The organism is Lentzea sp. NPDC037011 (genome assembly GCF_055607425.1).
Genome location: NZ_JBVJRT010000015.1, coordinates 142,844 through 163,222 on the forward strand (window position 1 = coordinate 142,844; position 20,379 = coordinate 163,222).

Below are 20,379 nucleotides of genomic sequence, written 5' to 3' on the forward strand. Positions count from 1 at the left end.
CGGCGGGTGCTCGGACCTGCGCAATCAGAAATTGTCAGACCCCGGCGTCATGATGGTCTCCATGGACGTGACGAAGGCATTCTCACCGGCGACCAGGCAGTGGTTCGCCGGGGCCTTCGCGGCGCCCACCCAGGCGCAGACGGGTGCGTGGGCGGCCGCCGCGGCGGGCGAGCACGCGCTGGTCATCGCCCCGACGGGCTCGGGCAAGACGCTGGCCGCGTTCCTGTGGGCGCTGGACCGGCTGGCGTCGGCCGCGGTCCCGGAGGAGCCGCGGCGGCGGTGCCGGGTGCTGTACGTGTCGCCGCTGAAGGCGCTGGCCGTGGACGTGGAGCGGAACCTGCGGGCGCCGTTGACGGGCATCCGGCAGGCAGCGCAGCGGCTGGGGCTGGCGGAGCCGTCGATCACGGTGGGCATGCGCACGGGTGACACGTCGCCCGAGGAGCGGCGGGCGTTCGGGCGGACCCCGCCGGACGTGCTGGTGACGACGCCGGAGTCGTTGTTCCTGCTGCTCACGTCCTCGGCGCGGGAGTCGCTGCGCGGGGTGGAGACGGTGATCGTCGACGAGGTGCACGCGGTGGCGGGCACCAAGCGCGGCGCGCACCTGGCGTTGTCACTCGAACGGCTGGACTCGCTGCTGGAACGGCCGGCGCAGCGGATCGGGCTGTCGGCCACGGTGCGGCCGGTCGAGGAGATCAGCACGTTCCTCGCCGGTGGGCGGCCGGTGTCGGTGGTGCAGCCGAAGACCCCGAAGACCATCCAGGTCGAGGTGGAGGTGCCGGTCGAGGACATGTCGGTGCTCGGCCAGCCGACGGGTGAGGTGTCGGGGTCGGCGGCCGGTGCCGAGCAGCGCACGTCGATCTGGCCGTCGGTCGAGGCGCGGATCCTGGAGCTGGTGCGGGCGCACCGGTCGACGATCGTGTTCGCGAACTCGCGCCGGCTCGCGGAGCGACTCACGGCGCGGCTGAACGAGTTCGACGAGGAGGCGGCCGCGGCCGCGGAGGGCACCGGGCCGGAGTCGTTCCCGGCGGAGGCGATCGGGCAGTCGGGGCTGACGGTGCAGAAGTCCGCGTCGGTGGCCCGTGCGCACCACGGGTCGATGTCGCGGGAGCAGCGCACCGCCGTGGAGGAGGACCTGAAGTCGGGGCGGCTGCCGTGCGTGGTGGCCACGTCGTCGCTGGAGCTCGGCATCGACATGGGCGCGGTCGACCTGGTGGTGCAGGTGGAGGCGCCGCCGTCGGTCGCGTCGGGGCTGCAGCGCGTCGGCCGCGCGGGTCACCAGGTGGGTGCGGTGTCGCGGGGCGTGATGTTCCCGAAGTTCCGCGGCGACCTGGTGTCGTGCGCGGTGGTGGCCGAGCGGATGCAGAGCGGTGCGATCGAGGCGGTGCGGTTCCCGCGCAACCCGTTGGACGTGCTGGCGCAGCACATCGTCGCGATGGTGGCCATGGAGGCGTGGCCGGTCGACGAGCTGACGGCGCTGGTGCGGCGGGCGGCACCGTTCGCGGGGCTGCCGGACTCGGCGTTGCACGCGGTGCTGGACATGCTGTCGGGCCGGTACCCGTCGGAGGAGTTCGGCGAGCTGCGGCCGCGGATCACGTGGGACCGGGTGAACTCCGAGCTGCGCGGCCGTCCTGGTTCGCAGCGGCTGGCGGTCACCTCGGGCGGCACGATCCCCGACCGCGGGCTGTTCGCGGTGATGACGCCGCCGTCGGAGAACGGTCCCGGGTCGCGGGTCGGTGAGCTCGACGAGGAGATGGTCTACGAGTCGCGGGTGGGCGACACGTTCCTGCTGGGCACGTCGTCGTGGCGGGTCGAGGACATCACGCACGACCGGGTGATCGTGGTGCCCGCTCCCGGCCAGCCGGCGCGGATGCCGTTCTGGAAGGGCGACGCGCCGGGCCGGCCGCTGGAACTGGGCCGTGCCATGGGGAAGTTCCTGCGCGAGGTGTCCACGATGGAGGACGCGGCGGCGCGTGCCCGTGCGGCCTCGGCGGGGCTGGACGAGTGGGCGACGGACAACCTGCTGGCGTACCTGGGTGAGCAGCGGGAGGCCACGCGGCACGTGCCGAACGACCGGACCGTGCTGGTGGAGCGGTTCCGCGACGAGCTGGGCGACTGGCGGCTCGTGGTGCACTCGCCGTTCGGCGCGCAGGTGAACGCGCCGTGGGCCCTCGCGATCGCGGCACGGTTGCGGGAGCGGCGCGGGGTCGAGGCGCAGACGGCGCACTCGGACGACGGCATCGTCCTGCGGCTGCCCGACGCGCTGGACGCCGACGGGCAGGAGGTCACCGCGAGCGCGGAGGACGTGCTGCTGGACCCGGACGAGGTCGAGCAGATCGTGGTCGCCGAGGTCGGTGGCTCGGCGTTGTTCGCGGCCCGGTTCCGCGAATGCGCGGCCCGGTCGCTGTTGCTGCCCCGTCGCGACCCGCGCCGGCGCACGCCGTTGTGGCAGCAGCGGCAGCGTTCGGCGCAGCTGTTGTCGGTGGCCTCGAAGTACGAGCGTTTTCCCGTTGTGCTGGAAGCGATGCGCGAGTGCCTGCAGGACGTCTACGACGTGCCGGGCCTGCGTGAGCTGATGTCGGACGTGCGCGCGCGGCGGGTGCGCGTGGTCGAGGTGGAGACGCCGTCGCCGTCGCCGTTCGCCCGCAGCCTGCTCTTCGGGTATGTCGGCATGTTCCTCTACGAGCTCGACGCGCCGCTCGCCGAACGCCGCGCGGCCGCGTTGTCGCTCGACTCGACGCTGCTGGCCGAGCTGCTGGGCTCCGAGGCGATCCGCGAGCTGCTCGACCCCGAGGTGGTCGCAGAGGTCGAGCAGAGCCTGCAGCGCCTGTCCGCGGACCGCCGTCCCCGGCACGCGGAGGACACTGCGGACCTGTTGCGGTTCCTGGGAGACCTCTCCGACGCGGAGGCGGCGGAGCGCGGTGTGCCGCGGGAGTGGCTGGACGAGCTGGTGGCGGAGCGCCGTGCGATCCGCGTCCGCATCGCCGGTGAGGAACGCACGATCGCCATCGAGGACGCGGGCCGGGTGCGCGACGCGTTGGGCGTGGCACTGCCCGTCGGCGTCCCGGAGGCCTTCACCGAACCGGTCGCCGATCCGCTCGGCGACCTGCTGAACCGCTACGCCCGCACCCACGGCCCGTTCGCCGCCACCGAGCCCGCGGCCCGTTTCGGCCTGGGTGTGGCCGTCGTGACGGGTGTGCTGGAACGCATGGCCGCCACCGGCCGCCTGGTCCGCGGTGAGCTGCGCCCCGGCGGCACCCACACCGAGTACTGCGACGCCGACGTGCTGCGCCGCCTGCGCCGCGGCTCCCTCGCCCGCCTGCGCTCCGAGGTCGAACCGGTCGAACCCGCAGCGCTCGGCCGTTTCCTGCCCGCGTGGCACGGTCTCGGCCGCCGCCTGCGCTCCGCCCCGACCGCCGACGACGTGTTCTCCGTCGTCGAACAGCTCGCCGGCGCCCCATTGCCCGCGAGTGCGCTGGAGTCGTTGCTGCTGCCGTCGCGCCTGCCCGGCTACTACCCGGCCCTGCTCGACGAGCTGACCGCGTCCGGCGAGGTCACCTGGACCGGGTGCGGTTCCCTGTCCGGTGGCGACGGCTGGATCGCGCTGGCCCCCACCGACGTGGCCGACCTGCTGCTGCCCGACCTGGTGCCGGAGTCGATCCCCGAGTCCCCGCTGCACACCGCGGTGCTGGAGTCCCTGTCCGGCGGCGCGCTCTTCTTCCGCCAGGTCGTCGACCGCACCTCGCTGTCCGTGCAGTGCACCGACGCCGAGGTCGTCGGCACCCTCTGGGACCTGGTCTGGGCGGGCCTGGCCACGAACGACACCCTGGCCCCGCTGCGCGCCCTGGTCTCCGGCGGCGGCGCCGCCCACAAGTCCCGCCGCGCCACCCCGCGCGGCCGCTACGCCCGCCTGCGCGCCGCCCGCCCCGACCTGCCCTCCCGCACCGGCCCGCCATCAGCGGCCGGCCGCTGGTCCCTCGCCGTCGCCCCGGCCGCCGACCCGACCCGCCGCGCCGCCGCCCGCGCCGAGTCGTTCCTCGAACGCCACGGCGTCCTCACCCGCGGCGCCCTCGACACCGAACGCGTGACCGGCGGCTTCAGCTCCGTCTACCGCGTCCTGCGCGCCATGGAGGAGTCCGGTCAGGTCATCCGCGGCTACGTCGTGGAAGGCCTGGGCGCCGCCCAGTTCGCCGCCCGCGGCGCCGTCGACCGCCTCCGCACCCTCTCCCGCTCCCCGGGCCAACCCGCACAGGCGGACCAGCCCGCCGTGGTCCTGGCCGCAGCCGACCCGGCCCAGCCCTACGGCGCCGCCCTCACCTGGCCCACCCCACTCGGCGAAGGCAAACACCGCCCCGCCCGCAAAGCCGGTGCCCTGGCCGTCCTGGTCGACGGCACCCCGGCCCTCTACGTGGAACGCGGCGGCAAGTCCCTGCTCTCCTTCACCGACGACGACCAAACCCTCCGCACCGCCGCAACCGCCCTGAGCCGCGCAGTCCGCGACGGCTGGCTGGGCCAACTGGCCGTCCAACGCGCCGACGGCGAATCCGCCCTCACCTCCCACCTGGCCACCGTCCTGCAAGAGGCTGGCTTCCGCGCCACCCCGAAGGGCCTCCGCCTCCGCGCCTGACCTCACCCCAGAGCCGGATTGGCGTAGGCAGCATGGGTGGCGCGCGGCTGTGGCCGGGCGCGAGTTGGCCGGGGCGCGGATTGGCCCGGCCGCGGCGTGGCGAGGGTCCAGGTTGGCGGGACGCGGGTTGGCAGGGGTGCGGGTTGGCAGGGGCGCAGGCCGGCCGGGCGCAGGTCGTCCGGAGTGCGGCGTGACAGAAAGGTGCGGGTTAGCGGAGCGCGGCGCGAGCAGGCACGCACGGCTTGGCGCGGCACCACTTGGCCGAGTGCGATTGGTCAGGTGCAGCCAGCAAACTTCCGCTGGTGCCCGATCACCCGGTCCGGCTCAACAAGCCTGCTGATGCCGACCCGAGCAGCGTTGGCTGACTCGATGGGCGCGCTTCACCCCAGCCCGATCTCCAAGCCAAGTGCGACGCCCGATTCTGCGATACCGCCGAGCCCAACCCGCCGAGCCGAGCACTCCCGACTCACCACATCGCAGACGCCGCCCACTCATCGACGACAAGTCCACAGTCGACACAACCCGCGCCGACATCCCACTCGCCCCGCGGTTCCACCCCACCTCACTCGGCACTGGCCGCGCTGGTTTGGCCTCCGTCAGCTGGCTCGAACCGCGTCTGCTCGTCGGCCTCCCTCTCCCTCACCTCAAGATCCGAACCCTGGTCGCACCCCCGCGTTCCTCCGCATTGCGGGCGGGCGAACTGACGGATCAGGACAAGGTTCACCCGTTGGAGTGACAGGCAACGAGCATCAGGCCGGGAAGAGGGAGCTGTAGGCGTTGAGTGCGGGTTGGCCGCCGAGGTGGGCGTAGAGGACGGTGGAGTTGCGGTCGATCTCGCCTGAGCTCACGAGGTGGACGAGGCCGGCCAGGGACTTACCCTCGTAGACCGGATCGGTGATCATGCCTTCGAGCTGGGCGCCGAGGCGCATGGCGTCGAGGGTGGTGTCGTCGGCCAGGCCGTAGACGCCGGCGTGGAAGCGGTCGTCGAGGAGGATGTCCTCTTCGGACACCGTGGTGTTGCGGAGCTTGGCGGTGTTGTGGGCGATGCGGGTGATCTGGGCGAGGGTTTCCGCGGGCTTCGCGGAGGCGTCGATGCCCAGGACGCGGCGGTTGGGGTCGCCTGCGAAGCCGGCGACCATGCCGGCCTGGGTGCTGCCGGTGACCGAACAGACGATGATGGTGTCGAAGAAGATGCCGAGCTGAGCTTCTTGTTCGCGGACCTCGTCGGCCCAGGTCGCGAAGCCCATGCCGCCCAGGGGGTGGTCGGAGGCGCCTGCCGGGATCGGGTAGGGGGTGCCGCCGGCGGCGCGGACGTCGTTGATGGCCTGTTCCCAGGCGGGTTTGACGCCGATGCCGAAGTCGGCGTTCACGAGGCGGACGTCGGCGCCCATCATGCGGCTCAGCAGGATGTTGCCCACGCGGTCGTGGCCGGTGTCGGTCCAGTCGACCCAGCTTTCCTGCACCAGCACGGCTTTGAGGCCGGCGCAGGCGGCTGCGGCGGCCACCTGGCGGGTGTGGTTGGACTGGATGCCGCCGATGGAGACGAGGGTGTCGCAGCCGGTGGCGAGGGCGTCGGCGACGAGGTACTCAAGTTTGCGGGTCTTGTTGCCGCCGTAGGCGAGGCCGGAGTTGCAGTCCTCGCGCTTGGCCCAGATCGCGGCGCCGCCGAGGTGGGCGATCAGGCGGTCGAGGCGGTGGACCGGGGACGGGCCGAAGAGCAGCGGGAACCTGTTCACAGCTCCTCCAGGAGGGTGCCCCAGTTCTCGTCCACGAGAAGAGCGGCCTGCTTGTCGTCGCGTCGTTCGCAGGCCTCGATGATCTGCTGGTGCTGGGTCACCGAGTGGCGGGCGTGGGGGGACGAGAAGCGGTTGTGCTCGGCGCGGCGGACGAGTGGGGTGAAGCGGTCGATGGTGGCGGTGATCGCGAAGTTGTCGCAGCGGTGGACGGCGACGGCGTGGAACTCGTCGTCGGCGGCGAGGGCGGCTACGGCGTCGTTGGCGTCGAGGGCCTTCTTGAACGCCTTGTTGGCGGTGTGCATGGTGGCGAAGTCGTCGTCGGTCATCCGGGGGACGGCGAGGCCGGCGGCGAGGGCGTGCATCGTCTGGACGACGACGAGGGCGTCGCGCACGGGTTCTGCTTCCAGTGCGGTGACGCGGGTGTAGGCGTGTGGTTTGGTCTCGACGAGGCCTTCGTCGGTGAGGGTCGCCAGGGCTTCGCGCACCGGGGTGCGGGAGAGGCCGAGTTTCTGGGCCAGCTCGACGTCCTTGATGGCGGTGCCCGGTTCGAGGTCGCCGCGCACGATCGCCGACCTGATCTCTGCCGCAGCTCGCTCTTTCAGCGACCCATATCCAATATATTGCATATTGGTGAGAGTAGGGTGGGTCACAGGCAAACGCAACCGGCCGCAGCACGAGGTGTGCTGCGGCCGGGAAGTGGGACGACGTAGAGCTAGGTGACCGGCAGAATCCGGCCGAGCACGGCGAACGGGCGCGGGTCGCCGGTGAACTGGTAGTGCCGCAGCACGTCCTGGAACCCGACGCGGCGGTACAGCTTCCACGCCTTGCTCGGGCCTTCGGGAGTGGACAGCAGCACGCGCGAGGAGCCAACGCCGTCCAGCAGCCTGCGCAGCAGCTCCTCGCCGAGGCCACGGCCCTGGGCGCGCGGCAGCACGTGCAGCTCGGTGAGCTCGAAGTAGTCCTGGAGCCACTCGTCGACGACCGAGGGCGACGAGACGGCCATGAGGCCGCGCCGCACCTGTTCGTGCCACCACTGCCCGGTGGCGCCGCGGTAGCCGTAGCCGATGCCGACGAGCTCGTCCTGCTCTCCCACCGCGACCACGCAGCGCCAGTCCTCGCGCATCATGTGCGCGAGCCACATCGGGGCGCGCTGCTCGACGGTGCCGGGCGGGTAGTTCATCGCGGTCACGTACAGCTCGAGCGCCTCGCTCAGTCGCACGTTCAGCTCGGCGGCGCTCATCTCGACGATGCGCTCCAGGCGTGGCGACGCGGTCATTGCGCGACCACCGCGACGCGGCCACCGGTCAGCTCGACCAGCTCCGCGAACGTCGTGGGGTACACGGCGCGGGGGTGCCCGGCGGCGGCCCAGACCTCCTCGTAGCCCGACAGCGACTCGTCGACCAGCGTCTCGATCGGCGCTGGGTGCCCGACCGGGGAGACGCCGCCGATCACCTGGCCCGTGTGCTCGCGCACGAAGTCGGGGTCGGCGCGCTTGACCGCGTCCGCGCCCACCAGCCCGGCCACCAGCGCGGTGTCCGCGCGGTGCGCGCCGGAGGTCAGCACCAGCAGCGGGGTCGCGACGCCGTCGCGGACGGCGGCGAACAGCAGGCTGTTCGCGATCGCGCCCACCGGTACCCCCACCGCCTCGGCTGCGGCGGCCGCCGTGCGCACCGCGTCGGACAGCACGACGATGCGCGCCGCGGCGGCGGGCGGCAGAGCGGCGGCGACTTTGCGGATCCCGGGGTGCTCCGCAGGGTTTTCGACAGCACTCACCACACCATCAGACCACGAGCGGGCGCTGAGCGGTGGGCCGGGTTGAGGAATCCATCGGCCGGGAGCTACGCTGGAGAGGGCTCGAACATGTGTTCGAGTCGCACAATGCCTCGGAGGTGGGGTGGGGGAAGCACCCCACCTCCGAGAGCCGCCGGCTTCCCCTCGGCGGAGACGTCGTTCACCGACGCCACGAGGAGGCCGAGATGTCAGCACCAGCCTTCCCGATCCCCTTGCCCCCCGCTTCAGCGCTCGCGTTGCTGCAGCAGGCACGCGACTCGCTCGCCGAGGCGGAACGCACCCCCGACCCACCGGAGCGGTTCGCCGCCGCCTACCTGGCCGCTCTGCGCGCCGCGGCGGCGGTGCTCGCGTTGCGCGGACGCCCGCACCGCGGGCGTTCCAGGCCTACGAGCGCGTGGGTGTTGCTTGCCGCGATAGCACCGGAGATGCGGGAGTGGGCGGCGTTCTTCGCGGAGTGGTCCTCGACGCGCGCCGCTGTGCTCGCGGGGATCACACGCCACGTCAACGCGCGCACGGCCGACGACTTGGTGAGGCAGACCGAGCAGTTCGTCGGTCTGGTGGGTCACGTGATGAACGAGGGCAGGCGGTGAACGCACTGGAAGTGTTGCGGCGTGAGGCTGATCTGCTCGTCATGTCCGCGCTCGGCCAGCCCACGCACAAGGGCGTGCCCGCCTGTCCCGGCCTGAACCTGGGCGAGACCGTGCGGCACGTCGGCAGCGGCTACCACTGGACGTCGGAGTACCTGCGCGTCGGGGAGGAGCCGCGGCAGTGGCAGCGCCACCCCGCGGACGGGCAGGACCTGCTGGACTTCACGCGTTCGGGCGCCGAGGCCGTGATCGCGGAGCTCGCCGCGCACGACGAGGACGAGCCGTGCGCGACGTGGTGGCCGGAACAGCGGAACTACGGTTTCTGGCGGCGCCGGCTCGCGCACGAGACCACGGTGCACCGCATGGACGTGCAGGGCGCCGCGGGCTTGGCGGCCGGTCCGGTCGGCGACGAGGTCGCGCTCGACGGCGTCGACGAGGTGCTCACGTTGTGGCTGGGGCACAAGCTCGACACCCTCGGTGTGCGGGGGTCGCGTGACGAGCTGGTCGCCGTGCGCGTCGAGGACCACGTGTGGCTCACCCGGTGCGGGCCGCAGGGCGCTTCGGCGTGGCGGGTCGAACCGGAGGAGGCCGACCACGCCGACGCACTGGTGACGGCGAGCCCGATGACGATGTACCGCTGGCTGTGGGGTCGCCTGCCCGACCGGATGATCGAGGTCTACGGCGACCACGACGCCATCGCGCAGCTGTGGGCGCTACTGCGGCTCGCGACCAAGTGACACCGAGGCGGTCTCCCCGCCCGCTGCCGAGATCAGCCGGTAGCGGGCGCGGCGGCCGTCGAAGTCCAGCAGTGCCACGGAGTTCCCGAAGTGCGGGCCGGTGGTCTTGCGCCACCGCACGACGTCCTCCGGCACACCGGCGAACGTGGCGAGCCGGCGGAACACCCGTCCGGCGCCGCGTGACCACGACAGCCGGAACGCCGGGCGCAACGCCTTGGGCGCCTCGTTGTGCACCGGCGAGCACACGAGCTGCGTGACCGTTGCCTTGGCGGGCACGGGGAAGTCAGCTTCGGCGACGTAGCTGTGGTGGACGTCGCCGGACAGCACGTTCACGGTGGCGCAGCCGTTGTCGGCCGCGTTGCGGATCATCCGGGTCAGCCGGTCGAACGACTCGCGGAACGCGGGCCAGTGCTCCAGGTCGAGCACCTGGCGGACCTGCTCGGCGGCTTTGCCCTGCCAGCCGGGTTTGCGCGCGCCGACCTCGTTGATGGACTGGAAGTGGCTGAGCGCGTGCGGCATCAGCCACGGCAGCGACGAGCCGATCAGCAGGTGGTCGTAGTCGCCCTCGGAGTTGCGTTCGAGCCATTCGAACTCCGCGTCGCTGACCATCTGCCTGCGGTCGTCCTCCAGGATGCGGCCGCAGCGCGTGTCGATCATCAGCAGCCGGATGCGGTCGAAGTCGCGCCGGTAGCTCCACCGCGTGGACTTGCGGCCCTCGTTCTCCTTGTCGGCCTGCTCGGCGAACTCCTCCAGCATCGGCTGCACGTCGGTGCCCTGCGCCTTCACCTTGGCGTACAAGGGATCGCGGGCGAGCTCGTCCGGGGCGAGGTTGCCGATGTGCTGGTACACCCAGTACGAGGACAGCGCGCCGCGGATGCGGTCGCGCCACCACGGCTTGTCCTGCATCCGCTGCTTCCAGGCGGAGGAGGTGTTCCAGTCGTCGCGCACGTCGTGGTCGTCGAAGATCATCGACGTCGGCACGACCGACAGCAGCCAGCGGATCTCCGGGTCGCCCCAGGTCTCGTGGTAGAGCCGGGCGTACTCGGAGAAGTGCACGACCTCGCCGTCGGGTTCCTCCGAACCGCGGCGGTGCTCGCACAACCACTGCTTGGTGCCCTCGGTCGGTTCGTCGGCGTAGACCTGGTCTCCCAGCAGGAGCAACGCCTGCGGCCACTCCTCCTCCGGCTGGCGCATCAGCCGTTGCGCGAAGGCGTCGAGGGCGTCGGGGCCCAGGGGCTGGTCGGGGGCGGCGCGGCAGGAACCGAACGCGATGCGGCGCACCCGGCCGGTGCGGATGACCGGTTTCGGGAAGTCGCTGCCCGGCTCCGGCCAGACCAGCTCGCGGTCGAGCCGGACGTCGTACTCGGTGCGGGGCCCCAGGTTCTCGATGCGCACCAGGGCGTAGTGCTGGCGGCCCACCTGGAACGTCCTCGCCGTGTGGCCGGCGATGGTCACCTCACACGCCGCGTCCGTCTCGACCCACACCGTGGCCGAGGTCGAGTCGACGTACCTGAGGAGCGGTCCGAGCACCAGCTTCGTCACCCGCGAGACAGTACCCTCGTACGAGTGGAAATCACGTTCGACGCCGCAGATCCCTCCGCGCTGGCGGCGTTCTGGTCCGAGCTCGCGGGCGACGAGGTCGAGCTGACGTTCGTGTGGAGCGACGCGCCGAAGATCGAGAAGAACCGGGTGCACCTCGACCTGGCGTCGACCTCGCCGCAGAACCAGGCGGACATCGTGGCGCGGGCGGTGGAACTGGGTGCCGAGCACGCCGACGTCGGACAGCGCGATGTGCCGTGGGTGGTGCTGAGAGACCCGCAGGGCAACGAGTTCTGCGTGCTCGAACCTCGTCCCGAGTACACCGGTGCGATCGCGGCGGTGGTCGTCGACGCGCACGACCCGCTCGCGGCGGCGCGGGCGACCGGGCACCCGGTGGTGCGCAGCGGGGACGGGTTCGCCTCGGTGCGGCCGGAGGCCGGCGGGCCGTGGCTGGAGTTCGTGCGCACCGATGACGCCGACCCGTTCACGAACCGCGTCCGCGTGCGGTGGGCCGCCGCCGTGTCCTGACCGGTGTGGCGTTGCACACCACCGATGTGCGATATCCGGTATATCAGTCAGCTGGGGCGCAGCTGGTGCTCACGCCGGTATACCGGATATCGCACATCGCACATCGCTTGCTGAACGCGGCTACAGCGCGGCGAGGCGTTCGCGGAGGGTGTCGAGGCCCATCGAGCCCATCTCCAGCGACTGCTGGTGGAACTGCTTGAGGTCGAAGTCCGCGCCCTTGCGGGCACGGGCGTCCTCGCGGGCGGCGAGCCAGAGGCGTTCGCCGATCTTGTACGCCGGGGCCTGGCCGGGCCAGCCGAGGTAGCGGTCGATCTCGTCGTGGACGTGCGCGGCCTCGGTCAGCGTCCTGGTGAGCATGAACTCCAGGCCCAGCTCGGGCGTCCAGCGCTCACCGGGGTGGAACCCGGTCCCCTGCGGGATCTCCAGCTCCAGGTGCATGCCGATGTCGATGATGACGCGGGCGGCGCGGAACAGGTGCGCGTCGAGCATGCCGAGCAGGTCGCCGTCGTCGTCGAGGTAGCCGAGCTCGCGCATGAGGCGTTCCGAGTACAGCGCCCAGCCCTCGCCGTGACCCGACACCCAGCACATGAGGCGCTGGAAGTCGTTCAAGCTCTCCGACTGGTACACCGCCGTCGCGCACTGGAGGTGGTGCCCCGGCACGCCCTCGTGGTAGACCGTCGAGGTCTCCCGCCACGTCGGGAACACCGTCTTGCCCTCGGCGACCGACCACCACATGCGGCCGGGCCGGGAGAAGTCCGCGGTCGGCGGCGTGTAGTAGGCGCCGACGCCACCGCCGGGCGGGGCGATCTTGCACTCGAGGTTCATCAGCGCGTCCGGCAGGTCGAAGTGCACGTCGCGCAGGTCGAGCAGGGCCTTGTCGGACAGCTCCTGCATCCACGCCCGCAGGCCGTCCTGGCCGTGCACCTGGTAGCGGGGGTGCTCGTCGAGATATGCCGCCGTCTCCGCGAGCGAGGCGCCGGGCTTGAGCCGTGCCGCGACCTCCTTCATCTCCGCCTCGATGGAGAGGAACTCCTCCCAGCCCCACGCGTAGGCCTCGGCCAGGTCGAGCTTCGAGCCGGTGAAGTAGCGGGAGCCGAGGCGGTAGCGCTCCTCGCCGACGGCGTCCTTCTCGGGTGCGAGCGGTGCCAGCGACGTGCGCAGGAACGAGGCGAAGTCGGCGTAGGCGGCGGACGCGGCCGCGGCGCCGGAGTCGAGGTCGGCGCGCACCGAGCCGGGGACGTCCGCCTTGGCGACGAAGGAGCCGAAGAACGTGCCGGCCCACGTGTCGCACTGGTCGGCCACCTTGGTCACCTGGCGCAGCGCGGACACGTTCCCGCGGGCCGCGGCGGCCGACAGCGAGGCCCGCAGACCGGACAGGGAGGCAGGTACCGCCGCGAGACGCCGCCCGATCGTGGCCCATTGCCCGGGCGTGTCGGTCGGCATCTGGTCGAAGATGTCGCGGACCGACTGGATGGGGCTCGCGATCACGTTCAGCGAGGATTCGGTGAGGCCGGCGGCGTACAGCTCGCGTTCGAGACCGACCCGTTCCTGGAACACGGCTTTCGCCGCCGCTTCGGAAGCATCCGCGGGGTCGGCGGCCGTGATGTCGGCGAGTGCGCGGGCGGCGACCTCGTCGCGTGCCGCGTGCCCTTCCGGGGAGAAGTCCGTCAGCTGGTCGTCGGAACCGGCGAAGCCCAGGCTGGTGGCCGTGATGGGGTCGAGCGCCACGTGGTCGGTGACGAACTTGTTGCTGATGTCGTGCACGGATGCCATGGCCGCAGACGCTACCTCGCGGTGATCGACGCCAAAAGGTAGTTAGTCAAGCTCACGACCAAAGGAGGGACTGCGTCGTCCCGGCCGTCCTGGCAGGATGTCCGCCGTGCGTAGATCCTCGGCACTGCTCGTGCCGGTCTTCCTGCTGCTCACCCTGTTCTCGTTGAGCGGTTGCGTTCGCGTGTACGCGGCGATGGCCGTGTCCGACGACGACCGCGTCTCGGGTGAGATCGTCGCGGCCACCCCGCCCACGCAGGACAACGACCCCGGTCCCCAGCTCAAGGTGCCGCCGGAGCTCGCGAGCCGCGTCACCACCAAGCCGTACCGGGTGGAGTCGTACGCGGGCACGCAGCTGTTCTTCAACGGGTTGTCGTTCGAGGAGATGCGCACGCTCTCCACCGCCACCAGCTCGTCGAACAGCCGCTACAGCCTGAACTTCCGGCGCTCCGGCGACCTGGTCACGCTGTCGGGCTCGGTCGACCTGACCCAGGTGCCGGTGGAACGCGCGGACATCCAGGTCAAGGTCAGCTTCCCCGGCCGGGTCGTGAACACCAACGGCCGGGAGGAGGAGAACAACACGATCGCGTGGTCTCCGAAACCCGGTCAGGCGTCGATGCTGCAGGCCACCGTGCAGTACGCGGGCGAGAACTCCAGCTCGTTCCTCGGCTGGGTGTTGCTCGTCGCGGGTCTCACCGGCGGTGCGGCGCTGATCGTCGTCGTGCTCGCGCTCCTCGCGCACAAGCGCAACGTGACGGTCTAGGCGCGCGTCACCAGGCCCAGGCGGCCCAGGACCTCGCGCGTCGCCTTGGCCCGGTTCATCGTGTAGAAGTGCAGCGCCGGCACGCCCTCGTCGAGCAGGCGCCGGCACATCTCGGTGGCGATGTCGATGCCGGTCGCGCGGAACCCGGCCGGGTCGTCGGCGTAGCGGTCCAGCCGGCGTGCCAGCTCCACCGGCAGGTCGGCGCCGGACAGCTCCACGATCTTCGTGAGCGCGCGCGGCGACAGGATCGGCATGATCCCCGGCAGCAACGTCGCCGTGCAGCCCGTCGCCGCCACGCTGTCGCGCATGCGCAGGAACGGCTCCGGTTCGTGGAACAGCTGCGCCACCGCGTAGTCCGCGCCGGCGTTCAGCTTGCGCACCAGGAACTTCACGTCGGTCGCGAGGTCACCGGAGCGCGGGTGCCCGTACGGGAACGCCGCCACGCCCACGCAGAAGTCGCCGAGCTCGCGCACGAGCCGCACGAGCTCCTCCGCGTAGGTCAGGCCCTGCGGGTGCGCGACCCACTCGCCCATCGGGTCGCCAGGGGGGTCGCCGCGCAGCGCCAGCACGTTGCGCACGCCGACCGCCGCGTACCAGCCGATGACGTTGCGCAGCTCGGCCACCGAGTGGTCGACGGCGGTGAGGTGGGCGACCGGCAGCAGCGTCGTCTCCTGGGCGACGCGGGCGGTGGCGCGGATCGTGCGGTCGCGGCTCGAACCGCCGGCGCCGTAGGTGATCGAGACGAACGCCGGGTCGAACGCCTCCAGCTCGCGCACGGCGGTCCACAGGACGCGCTCGTCGTCCGCGTTCCTCGGCGGGAGGAACTCGACCGAGAACTTGGGGGACTGCCCCTGCAGCCGCTCCACCACCGACGTCATGGTCCCCACCCTAATGGGTCGTCCGCCTGGTGGGACGGTGGCTCACGATGTGGACGGGGTCGCCCCGACGTGCGGGTGGCACCCGACACAGCGGACCATGGAGGGGTGTCCCACCACCCCGTCGACGTCGCACTGCCCGCGCACGTCGAAGAAGCGCTGACCACGTACCTGGCCTCCCGGCGCGCGTCGGGCGAGGCGATGGACCCGAGCTTCGCGAGCGCGGTGGACGCGCTGTCCGGGTTCGTGCTGGGCGGCGGCAAGCGCATCCGCCCGACCTACGCGTGGTGGGGGTGGCGCGCGGCGGGGGGCGACCCCGACGGTGAGCTCGCCGGCGAGGTGCTCACCGCGGTCAGCTCGCTGGAGCTGATCCAGGCGTGCGCGTTGATCCACGACGACCTGATGGACGCCTCCTCGGTGCGCCGGGGCAAGCCGACCGTGCACATCGCGTTCGGCGAGCGGCACCGCGAGCAGGGCTGGCTCGGTTCGCCGGAGCGGTTCGGCATGTCGGCCGCGGTGCTGATCGGTGACATCGCACTGGCCTGGGCCGACGACATGCTCTTCGCCGCCGGGCTGCCGTCGGACGTGCTGCGCCGGCTGAGCGAGCCGTGGCGGGACATGCGCACCGAGATGCTCGCCGGCCAGTACCTCGACGTCCTCACGCAGGCGCGGGGCGACTCGTCGGCGGACGCGGCGGTGCGGATCGACCGGCTCAAGACCGCCGCCTACACCGTCGAACGGCCGCTGCACATGGGCGCGGCGATGGCCGGCGGCTCACCGGAGCTGGTCGACGGGCTGCGGGCGTTCGGCGCCGACATCGGCGTCGCGTTCCAGCTGCGCGACGACCTGCTCGGTGTGTTCGGCGACCCCGGGGTGACCGGCAAGCCCGCGGGCGACGACCTCGCCGAGGGCAAGCGCACCCTGCTCGTGGCGCTGGGCATGCAGTTCGGTGCCGATGTGTTGGACATCGCGCTCGGCAAGCCGGACCTCGACCTCGCCACCGTCGAGGAGGTCCGCCGCCAGCTCGTCGAGGTCGGCGCCGTCGACGCCGTCGAGGAACGCATCGAGGACCTGACCAAGAGCGCCCTCGCCGCGCTCGACGACGCCCCCGTCGCGGAACCGGCCGCCGCGAAGCTCGCCGAGCTCGCGATCAGCTCGACGAAGCGGACCTTCTGAGGACGACCGCCGCTCGTCGGCCGTGTGCGCTGATTAACTCCTCGTGACCAGTGGGGGCCGTTGCTTGCTGACGCTTCCGCGCCTTGTGCAACGATGTTCGGGCGATGGCTGCAACCCCGTCCCTTCCCCGCACGAGCTCCGAGGTGTCTCCACAGGAGCCTCTTGAAGCTGTGCTCGAGAAGAACCCCTACGCCATCCCCATCCGCACGACCATGCTCGGCCTGCTGGGCGTCGCGCTGATCGCGCTGGGCGGAATGGGCGCGGGCGCGATCCTGCAACGGGACCCGCTGCTCACGAAGGTCGGGCTGAGCTGGCTGCGCTACGGCCACGGCCACGACCTGGCCAACATGGTGCTCTACATCGGCCTGGGCCTCGTCATCTGGGCGTGGGTCCGCCTGGGCCGCCTCGTGCGGTGGGGCGAGATCGGTGACTTCGCGGTGCTGGTCGCGGTGACGGTGTGGACGTTGCCGTTGCTGTTCGCACCGCCGCTGTTCAGCAAGGACATCTACAGCTACCTCGCGCAGGGCCAGCTCGCGCTGACCGGCTACGACCCGTACGAGGTCGGGCCCGCGGTGCTGCAGAGCACCCTGAGCGACAACGTCAGCTGGGTCTGGCAGCACACGCCGGCACCGTACGGGCCGCTGTTCATCCTGGTCGCGAAGGCGATCGTGTGGGCCACCGACGCGAGCGTGATCCTCGGCGTCGTCGCGATGCGCTTCGCGCTGGCCGGCGGGCTGGTGCTGCTGTGCTGGGCGCTGCCCGGCATCGCGCGGCACCTGGGCGGGAAGTCGGCGATCGCGCTGTGGCTGGTGGCGGCCAACCCGCTGCTGCTGATCCACCTGGTCGGCGGCGCGCACAACGACCTGCTGATGATCGGGCTGATGGCCGCCGGTGTGCTGCTGGTGCTCGACCGCAGGCACGTGCTGGGCTTCGTGCTGCTCGGCCTCGCGTTCTCGGTGAAGGCGACGGCGGTCGTGGTCGTGCCGTTCCTGGTGTGGATCTGGGCGGCGCGGCTGGAGGGCGACAAGCGCGCCCGGTTCCGCAAGGCGCTGCTGCCCGGTGTGGCGGCGTTCGCCGGGGCGTTCCTCGCGTGCACGCTCGTCGCGGGGGTGGGCCTCGGCTGGATCCCGGCGCTGCGCAGCTCGTCGATGATCATCAACTGGCTGTCGGTCCCGAGCGCGGTCGGCGACTTCGTGCGGATGGTCGTCAACTGGTTCGTCTACGTCGACGGCGGCATCTTCCTCGGCGTCGCACGGGCCCTCGGGTCGATCGTGCTCGTCTGGATCGCGTACACGCAGTGGTGGGCCTCGCGTGACGGCGAGGTCCGCAACGCCATCCGCCGCGGCGCGGTGACGATGCTGGCGGTCGCGCTGCTGTCCCCCGCCACGCTGCCGTGGTACTTCAGCTGGCCGCTGGCGCTGGCCGCCGGGTTCGCGTGGACCACGGGCGCGCTGGTGGCGGTGTCGCTGGCCTCGGTGTTCCTGCTGCTGGTGACGTTCCCCAACGGCGACACCGCGCTGTACTCGTGGGGCTACCTGTTCTTCGCGTTGCTGGTGTCTGCGCTCGCGGCGAGGTCGCTGGTGAAGCCGGACCCGTTCGGCCTGTCCACCCGCTACGAATGAGCGCCGGCACAGCAGGCCGGGTGGTGCTCGCCCGAGCGTCCACCGGATGAGGCCGGCGTTACCCGGCGGCGTTCGGCGTCGCGGGCTGGCACGTCGGGTCAGGGGTTCCGGACGCCTCTGGTCTGCGGAGACGCCCGGAACCGCCGCATCGGGTGATCTAGAAGCCCATCGCCTGGGCGCGTCGCTTCACCTCACGCCCACGGTCTCCGCGCAATGCTTCGATCGGAGTGCCGGGGAGGCTGTCGTCCTCCGCGAACAGCCAGCGCAGGATCTCGTTCGTCGAGAAGCCCTGGTCGCGCAGCACCGTGATGGTGCCGGGCAGCCCCTTCACCACCCCCGCGGCGGCGAGGAAGGCTTCGGGAACGACGAGGACGCCGTCGCGCCGCTCGGCGAGCAGCTGCCCGTCGCGCAGCATTTGGTGGACCCGGGTGACCGGAAGTCCCAATCGGTCGGCCACCTCCGGGAGGGGAAGAACCTCCAGGTCGGCAGCCAGTACATCCGCAGCGGCAGGAATCGCACTCACGGGGGTCACGATGCCATAACTCAACTGTGAACGCCCTTCCGCCAACCGGGTCATCCTGAGCTTTACCATCTCGCACTGTGGAGAGGTCGGTTTCGAACGTGATGGGTGGACTGCTGGAGCAGCGCTACCGGGTGGACTCCGTGCTCGCGCGCGGTGGCATGTCCACCGTCTATCGAGGTCGCGACACCCGCCTTGACCGCGAGGTCGCCGTGAAGGTGATGGATCCGCGCCTGACCGCGGACCCCGCTTTCGTCGCGCGCTTCGAACGCGAGGCGCGCGCGTCGGCGCAGCTGCACCACCCGGCCGTGGTGTCGGTGCACGACCAGGGCGTCGACGGTGACCAGGTGTACCTGGTCATGGAGCTGATCGACGGCGGCAACCTCCGCGACCTGCTCAACCAGCGCGGCAAGCTCCCTCCCGCCACGGCGCTCAGCGTGCTGGGCCCGGTGCTGTCCGCGCTGGGTGCGGCCCACCGCGCCGGCCTGGTGCACCGCGACGTGAAGCCGGAGAACGTGCTGATCGGGTCGGCCGGCCAGGTGAAGGTCGCCGACTTCGGGCTGGCGCGCGCGATCGGTGAGAACGGCATCACCAGCGACAGCGAGATCCTCGGCACCGTCGCCTACCTTTCACCCGAACAGGTGGAGACGGGTTCGGCGGACGCGCGCAGTGACGTGTACTCGGCCGGGATCGTGCTCTACGAGATGCTGGCCGGGCAGGCGCCCTACCGCGGCGAGACCCCCATCTCCGTCGCTTACCGGCACGTGACCTCGGACGTCCCGTCGATCCCCGAGATCCCGCTGGCCCTGGACACGCTCGTGCGCAAGGCGACGCGGCGCGACCCTGCGCTGCGGCCGGCGAACGCGGACGCGTTCCTCGCCGAGCTCGAACGCGTGGGCGCGGAGCTGGGCCTGACGCCGCAGCCGGTGCCCGTTCCCGGTACGGCGCCCGAGAACGACAGGACCGTCGTGATGCGCCCCGTCCCGGTGGCCGTCGGTGTGACGCCGGTGGCCGTGGCCGAGGCGACGACGCCGGTGCGCAAGCCGGCGATGACGACGGTCAACACCGGCCCTCCTCCGGCCGCGACGGCCACCCGCACGATGCAGCGGCCCGAACCGCCCCGCCGGCGCCCCCCTGAGCGCAAGAAGAAGGTCGACGCGGCCGAGGAGGAGCGCAAGCGCAAGAAGCGGCTGATGACCATCTGGGGGTCCGTTGCCGCGGTGCTGGTGCTGATCGCCGGGCTGTTCTCCTGGTACCTCAGCGCGGGCCGCTGGACGACCGTGCCGGAGGTGTCGGGTCAGTCGGAGACGAACGCGACCCGGTTGCTGTCGAGCGCCGACCTCACGCCGCTGGTCGTGCGGGAGCCGTCGAACACGGTGCCGCTGGGTGAGGTCATCCGCACCGAGCCGGGCAAGGGCACGGAGATGCGTAAGAGCGAGTCGGTGAAGCTCATCGTGTCGCGGGGCAAGCCGGTCGTGCCGTTCGTGACCGTCGGCGTCGAGGTGGAGGTCGCGACCAAGGAGGTCGAGGCGGTCGGTCTGACGGCGACCAAGGACCCGGCGAAGGACGCGTTCCACGAGACCGTGCCGATCGGCAAGGTCGTGGCGCTCGACCCGCGGCCCGGTACGGCGCTGGAGATCGGCAAGCCGGTCACGCTGGTGCTGAGCAAGGGCCCGGCGCCGCGGGTGACCGTGCCGGACCTGAAGGGCAAGAAGAGGGACGAGGCGTTCGCCGAGCTGCAGCGCCTGGGCCTCGAACCGGTGGAGGCGGGCCAGAACGGCGGCAACCCCGACGACCTGCGGGTCACCCGGACCGATCCCGCGGCCAACACGGTGCTGGAGGTCGGGTCGAGCAAGCGCGTCACGGTGTTCTTCGAGGACACCAGCGAGGTCGAGGTGCCGGACGTGACCCGCAAGAAGGTCCGCGAGGCCAAGGAGGAGCTCGAACGCCTCGGCTTCAAGGTCAAGGTCGAGTTCAACAAGAGCGGCAACGCGACCGTCGTGAACCAGGACCCGCAGCCGCGCAGCAAGGTGCGCCGCGGTACCGAGATCACGATCATCGGTCTCTGACCGTGAGAACACGGAGGGCCCCGCGTTCTCGACGCGGGGCCC

Annotated in this window: 16 protein-coding genes; 8 read left to right on the plus strand and 8 right to left on the minus strand. The window is 71.5% G+C overall.

All coding sequences use genetic code 11. The features are described 5' to 3' along the window. The first annotated feature begins 61 nt into the window (after positions 1 to 61). Positions 62 to 4,624: an ATP-dependent helicase gene (locus ACZ7CH_RS35955; protein WP_470375982.1), complete on the plus strand. Its 4,563-nt coding sequence runs from the start codon at positions 62 to 64 to the stop codon at positions 4,622 to 4,624. Between the two features lie 749 nt (positions 4,625 to 5,373). Here the strand turns inward: ACZ7CH_RS35955 and ACZ7CH_RS35960 are convergent. The 4 genes from ACZ7CH_RS35960 to ACZ7CH_RS35975 form a co-directional block, all read right to left on the minus strand. Then, complete coding sequence (locus tag ACZ7CH_RS35960) at positions 5,374 to 6,360, minus strand: 1-aminocyclopropane-1-carboxylate deaminase (protein WP_470375983.1); 987 nt, start codon at positions 6,358 to 6,360, stop codon at positions 5,374 to 5,376. After that, positions 6,357 to 6,986 (minus strand): GntR family transcriptional regulator, encoded by a 630-nt coding sequence (locus tag ACZ7CH_RS35965; RefSeq protein ID WP_470375984.1) that lies wholly within the window; start codon positions 6,984 to 6,986, stop codon positions 6,357 to 6,359. Before ACZ7CH_RS35965 ends, ACZ7CH_RS35960 begins: the two co-directional genes overlap by 4 nt. Positions 6,987 to 7,072: 86 nt before the next feature. Beyond that, entirely contained in the window at positions 7,073 to 7,636 is a 564-nt protein-coding gene (locus ACZ7CH_RS35970; protein ID WP_470375985.1) for a GNAT family N-acetyltransferase, read from the minus strand. Then, on the minus strand, positions 7,633 to 8,133 hold the full coding sequence (locus tag ACZ7CH_RS35975; RefSeq protein ID WP_360398538.1) for a YbaK/EbsC family protein: 501 nt from the start codon (positions 8,131 to 8,133) through the stop codon (positions 7,633 to 7,635). Before ACZ7CH_RS35975 ends, ACZ7CH_RS35970 begins: the two co-directional genes overlap by 4 nt. 203 nt (positions 8,134 to 8,336) lie before the next feature. Here ACZ7CH_RS35975 and ACZ7CH_RS35980 point away from each other — a divergent pair, with 203 nt between their 5' ends. Beyond that, positions 8,337 to 8,741 carry an SAV_6107 family HEPN domain-containing protein gene (locus ACZ7CH_RS35980; RefSeq protein ID WP_360398540.1) on the plus strand — a complete coding sequence of 135 codons (405 nt, stop codon included), beginning with the start codon at positions 8,337 to 8,339 and terminating at the stop codon, positions 8,739 to 8,741. After that, complete coding sequence (locus tag ACZ7CH_RS35985; RefSeq protein WP_470375986.1) at positions 8,738 to 9,475, plus strand: maleylpyruvate isomerase N-terminal domain-containing protein; 738 nt, start codon at positions 8,738 to 8,740, stop codon at positions 9,473 to 9,475. The genes ACZ7CH_RS35980 and ACZ7CH_RS35985 overlap by 4 nt, the downstream gene beginning before the upstream one ends. Here the strand turns inward: ACZ7CH_RS35985 and ACZ7CH_RS35990 are convergent. Next, on the minus strand, positions 9,452 to 11,017 hold the full coding sequence (locus ACZ7CH_RS35990) for an alkaline phosphatase D family protein (RefSeq protein WP_470375987.1): 1,566 nt from the start codon (positions 11,015 to 11,017) through the stop codon (positions 9,452 to 9,454). The two genes, ACZ7CH_RS35985 and ACZ7CH_RS35990, sit on opposite strands and share 24 nt — an antisense overlap. Positions 11,018 to 11,041: 24 nt before the next feature. Between ACZ7CH_RS35990 and ACZ7CH_RS35995 the strand changes: the two genes are divergently transcribed. After that, positions 11,042 to 11,542: a VOC family protein gene (locus ACZ7CH_RS35995; RefSeq protein WP_360398546.1), complete on the plus strand. Its 501-nt coding sequence runs from the start codon at positions 11,042 to 11,044 to the stop codon at positions 11,540 to 11,542. 120 nt (positions 11,543 to 11,662) lie between these two features. On the opposite strand, the gene ACZ7CH_RS36000 is transcribed toward ACZ7CH_RS35995, so the two are convergent. Beyond that, complete coding sequence (locus ACZ7CH_RS36000; protein WP_360398548.1) at positions 11,663 to 13,315, minus strand: DUF885 domain-containing protein; 1,653 nt, start codon at positions 13,313 to 13,315, stop codon at positions 11,663 to 11,665. 97 nt (positions 13,316 to 13,412) lie between these two features. Here ACZ7CH_RS36000 and ACZ7CH_RS36005 point away from each other — a divergent pair, with 97 nt between their 5' ends. After that, positions 13,413 to 14,075: a DUF3153 domain-containing protein gene (locus ACZ7CH_RS36005; RefSeq protein WP_458433753.1), complete on the plus strand. Its 663-nt coding sequence runs from the start codon at positions 13,413 to 13,415 to the stop codon at positions 14,073 to 14,075. On the opposite strand, the gene metF is transcribed toward ACZ7CH_RS36005, so the two are convergent. Next, positions 14,072 to 14,953 carry a methylenetetrahydrofolate reductase [NAD(P)H] gene (gene metF / locus ACZ7CH_RS36010; protein WP_360398552.1) on the minus strand — a complete coding sequence of 294 codons (882 nt, stop codon included), beginning with the start codon at positions 14,951 to 14,953 and terminating at the stop codon, positions 14,072 to 14,074. The two genes, ACZ7CH_RS36005 and metF, sit on opposite strands and share 4 nt — an antisense overlap. Positions 14,954 to 15,058: 105 nt before the next feature. On the opposite strand from metF, the gene ACZ7CH_RS36015 reads away from it, so the two are divergent. Together ACZ7CH_RS36015 and mptB are read left to right on the plus strand one after the other, a co-directional pair. Further along, positions 15,059 to 16,126 carry a polyprenyl synthetase family protein gene (locus ACZ7CH_RS36015; RefSeq protein ID WP_470375988.1) on the plus strand — a complete coding sequence of 356 codons (1,068 nt, stop codon included), beginning with the start codon at positions 15,059 to 15,061 and terminating at the stop codon, positions 16,124 to 16,126. Between the two features lie 170 nt (positions 16,127 to 16,296). After that, on the plus strand, positions 16,297 to 17,748 hold the full coding sequence (mptB, locus tag ACZ7CH_RS36020; protein WP_458433754.1) for a polyprenol phosphomannose-dependent alpha 1,6 mannosyltransferase MptB: 1,452 nt from the start codon (positions 16,297 to 16,299) through the stop codon (positions 17,746 to 17,748). A gap of 157 nt (positions 17,749 to 17,905) precedes the next feature. Here mptB and ACZ7CH_RS36025 read toward each other — a convergent pair whose 3' ends face one another. After that, a complete protein-coding gene (locus ACZ7CH_RS36025) occupies positions 17,906 to 18,271 on the minus strand; it encodes an Rv2175c family DNA-binding protein (RefSeq protein WP_360398556.1) in 366 nt (121 codons plus the stop codon). A 77-nt stretch (positions 18,272 to 18,348) separates the two neighbouring features. Here ACZ7CH_RS36025 and pknB point away from each other — a divergent pair, with 77 nt between their 5' ends. Continuing rightward, positions 18,349 to 20,337, plus strand: a complete 1,989-nt coding sequence (gene pknB, locus ACZ7CH_RS36030) for a Stk1 family PASTA domain-containing Ser/Thr kinase (protein ID WP_470375989.1) — start codon at positions 18,349 to 18,351, stop codon at positions 20,335 to 20,337. The last annotated feature ends 42 nt before the right edge of the window (positions 20,338 to 20,379 follow it).

Excerpts from the sequence above, each read along its gene's own strand:
- ACZ7CH_RS35955 (WP_470375982.1), top strand. The coding sequence starts at position 62 with ATGGACGTGACGAAGGCATTCTCACCGGCGACCAGGCAGTGGTTCGCC.
- ACZ7CH_RS35965 (WP_470375984.1), bottom strand. The coding sequence starts at position 6,986 with ATGCAATATATTGGATATGGGTCGCTGAAAGAGCGAGCTGCGGCAGAG.
- ACZ7CH_RS35970 (WP_470375985.1), bottom strand. The coding sequence starts at position 7,636 with ATGACCGCGTCGCCACGCCTGGAGCGCATCGTCGAGATGAGCGCCGCC.
- ACZ7CH_RS35980 (WP_360398540.1), top strand. The coding sequence starts at position 8,337 with ATGTCAGCACCAGCCTTCCCGATCCCCTTGCCCCCCGCTTCAGCGCTC.
- ACZ7CH_RS36000 (WP_360398548.1), bottom strand. The coding sequence starts at position 13,315 with ATGGCATCCGTGCACGACATCAGCAACAAGTTCGTCACCGACCACGTG.
- ACZ7CH_RS36005 (WP_458433753.1), top strand. The coding sequence starts at position 13,413 with ATGTCCGCCGTGCGTAGATCCTCGGCACTGCTCGTGCCGGTCTTCCTG.
- metF (WP_360398552.1), bottom strand. The coding sequence starts at position 14,953 with ATGACGTCGGTGGTGGAGCGGCTGCAGGGGCAGTCCCCCAAGTTCTCG.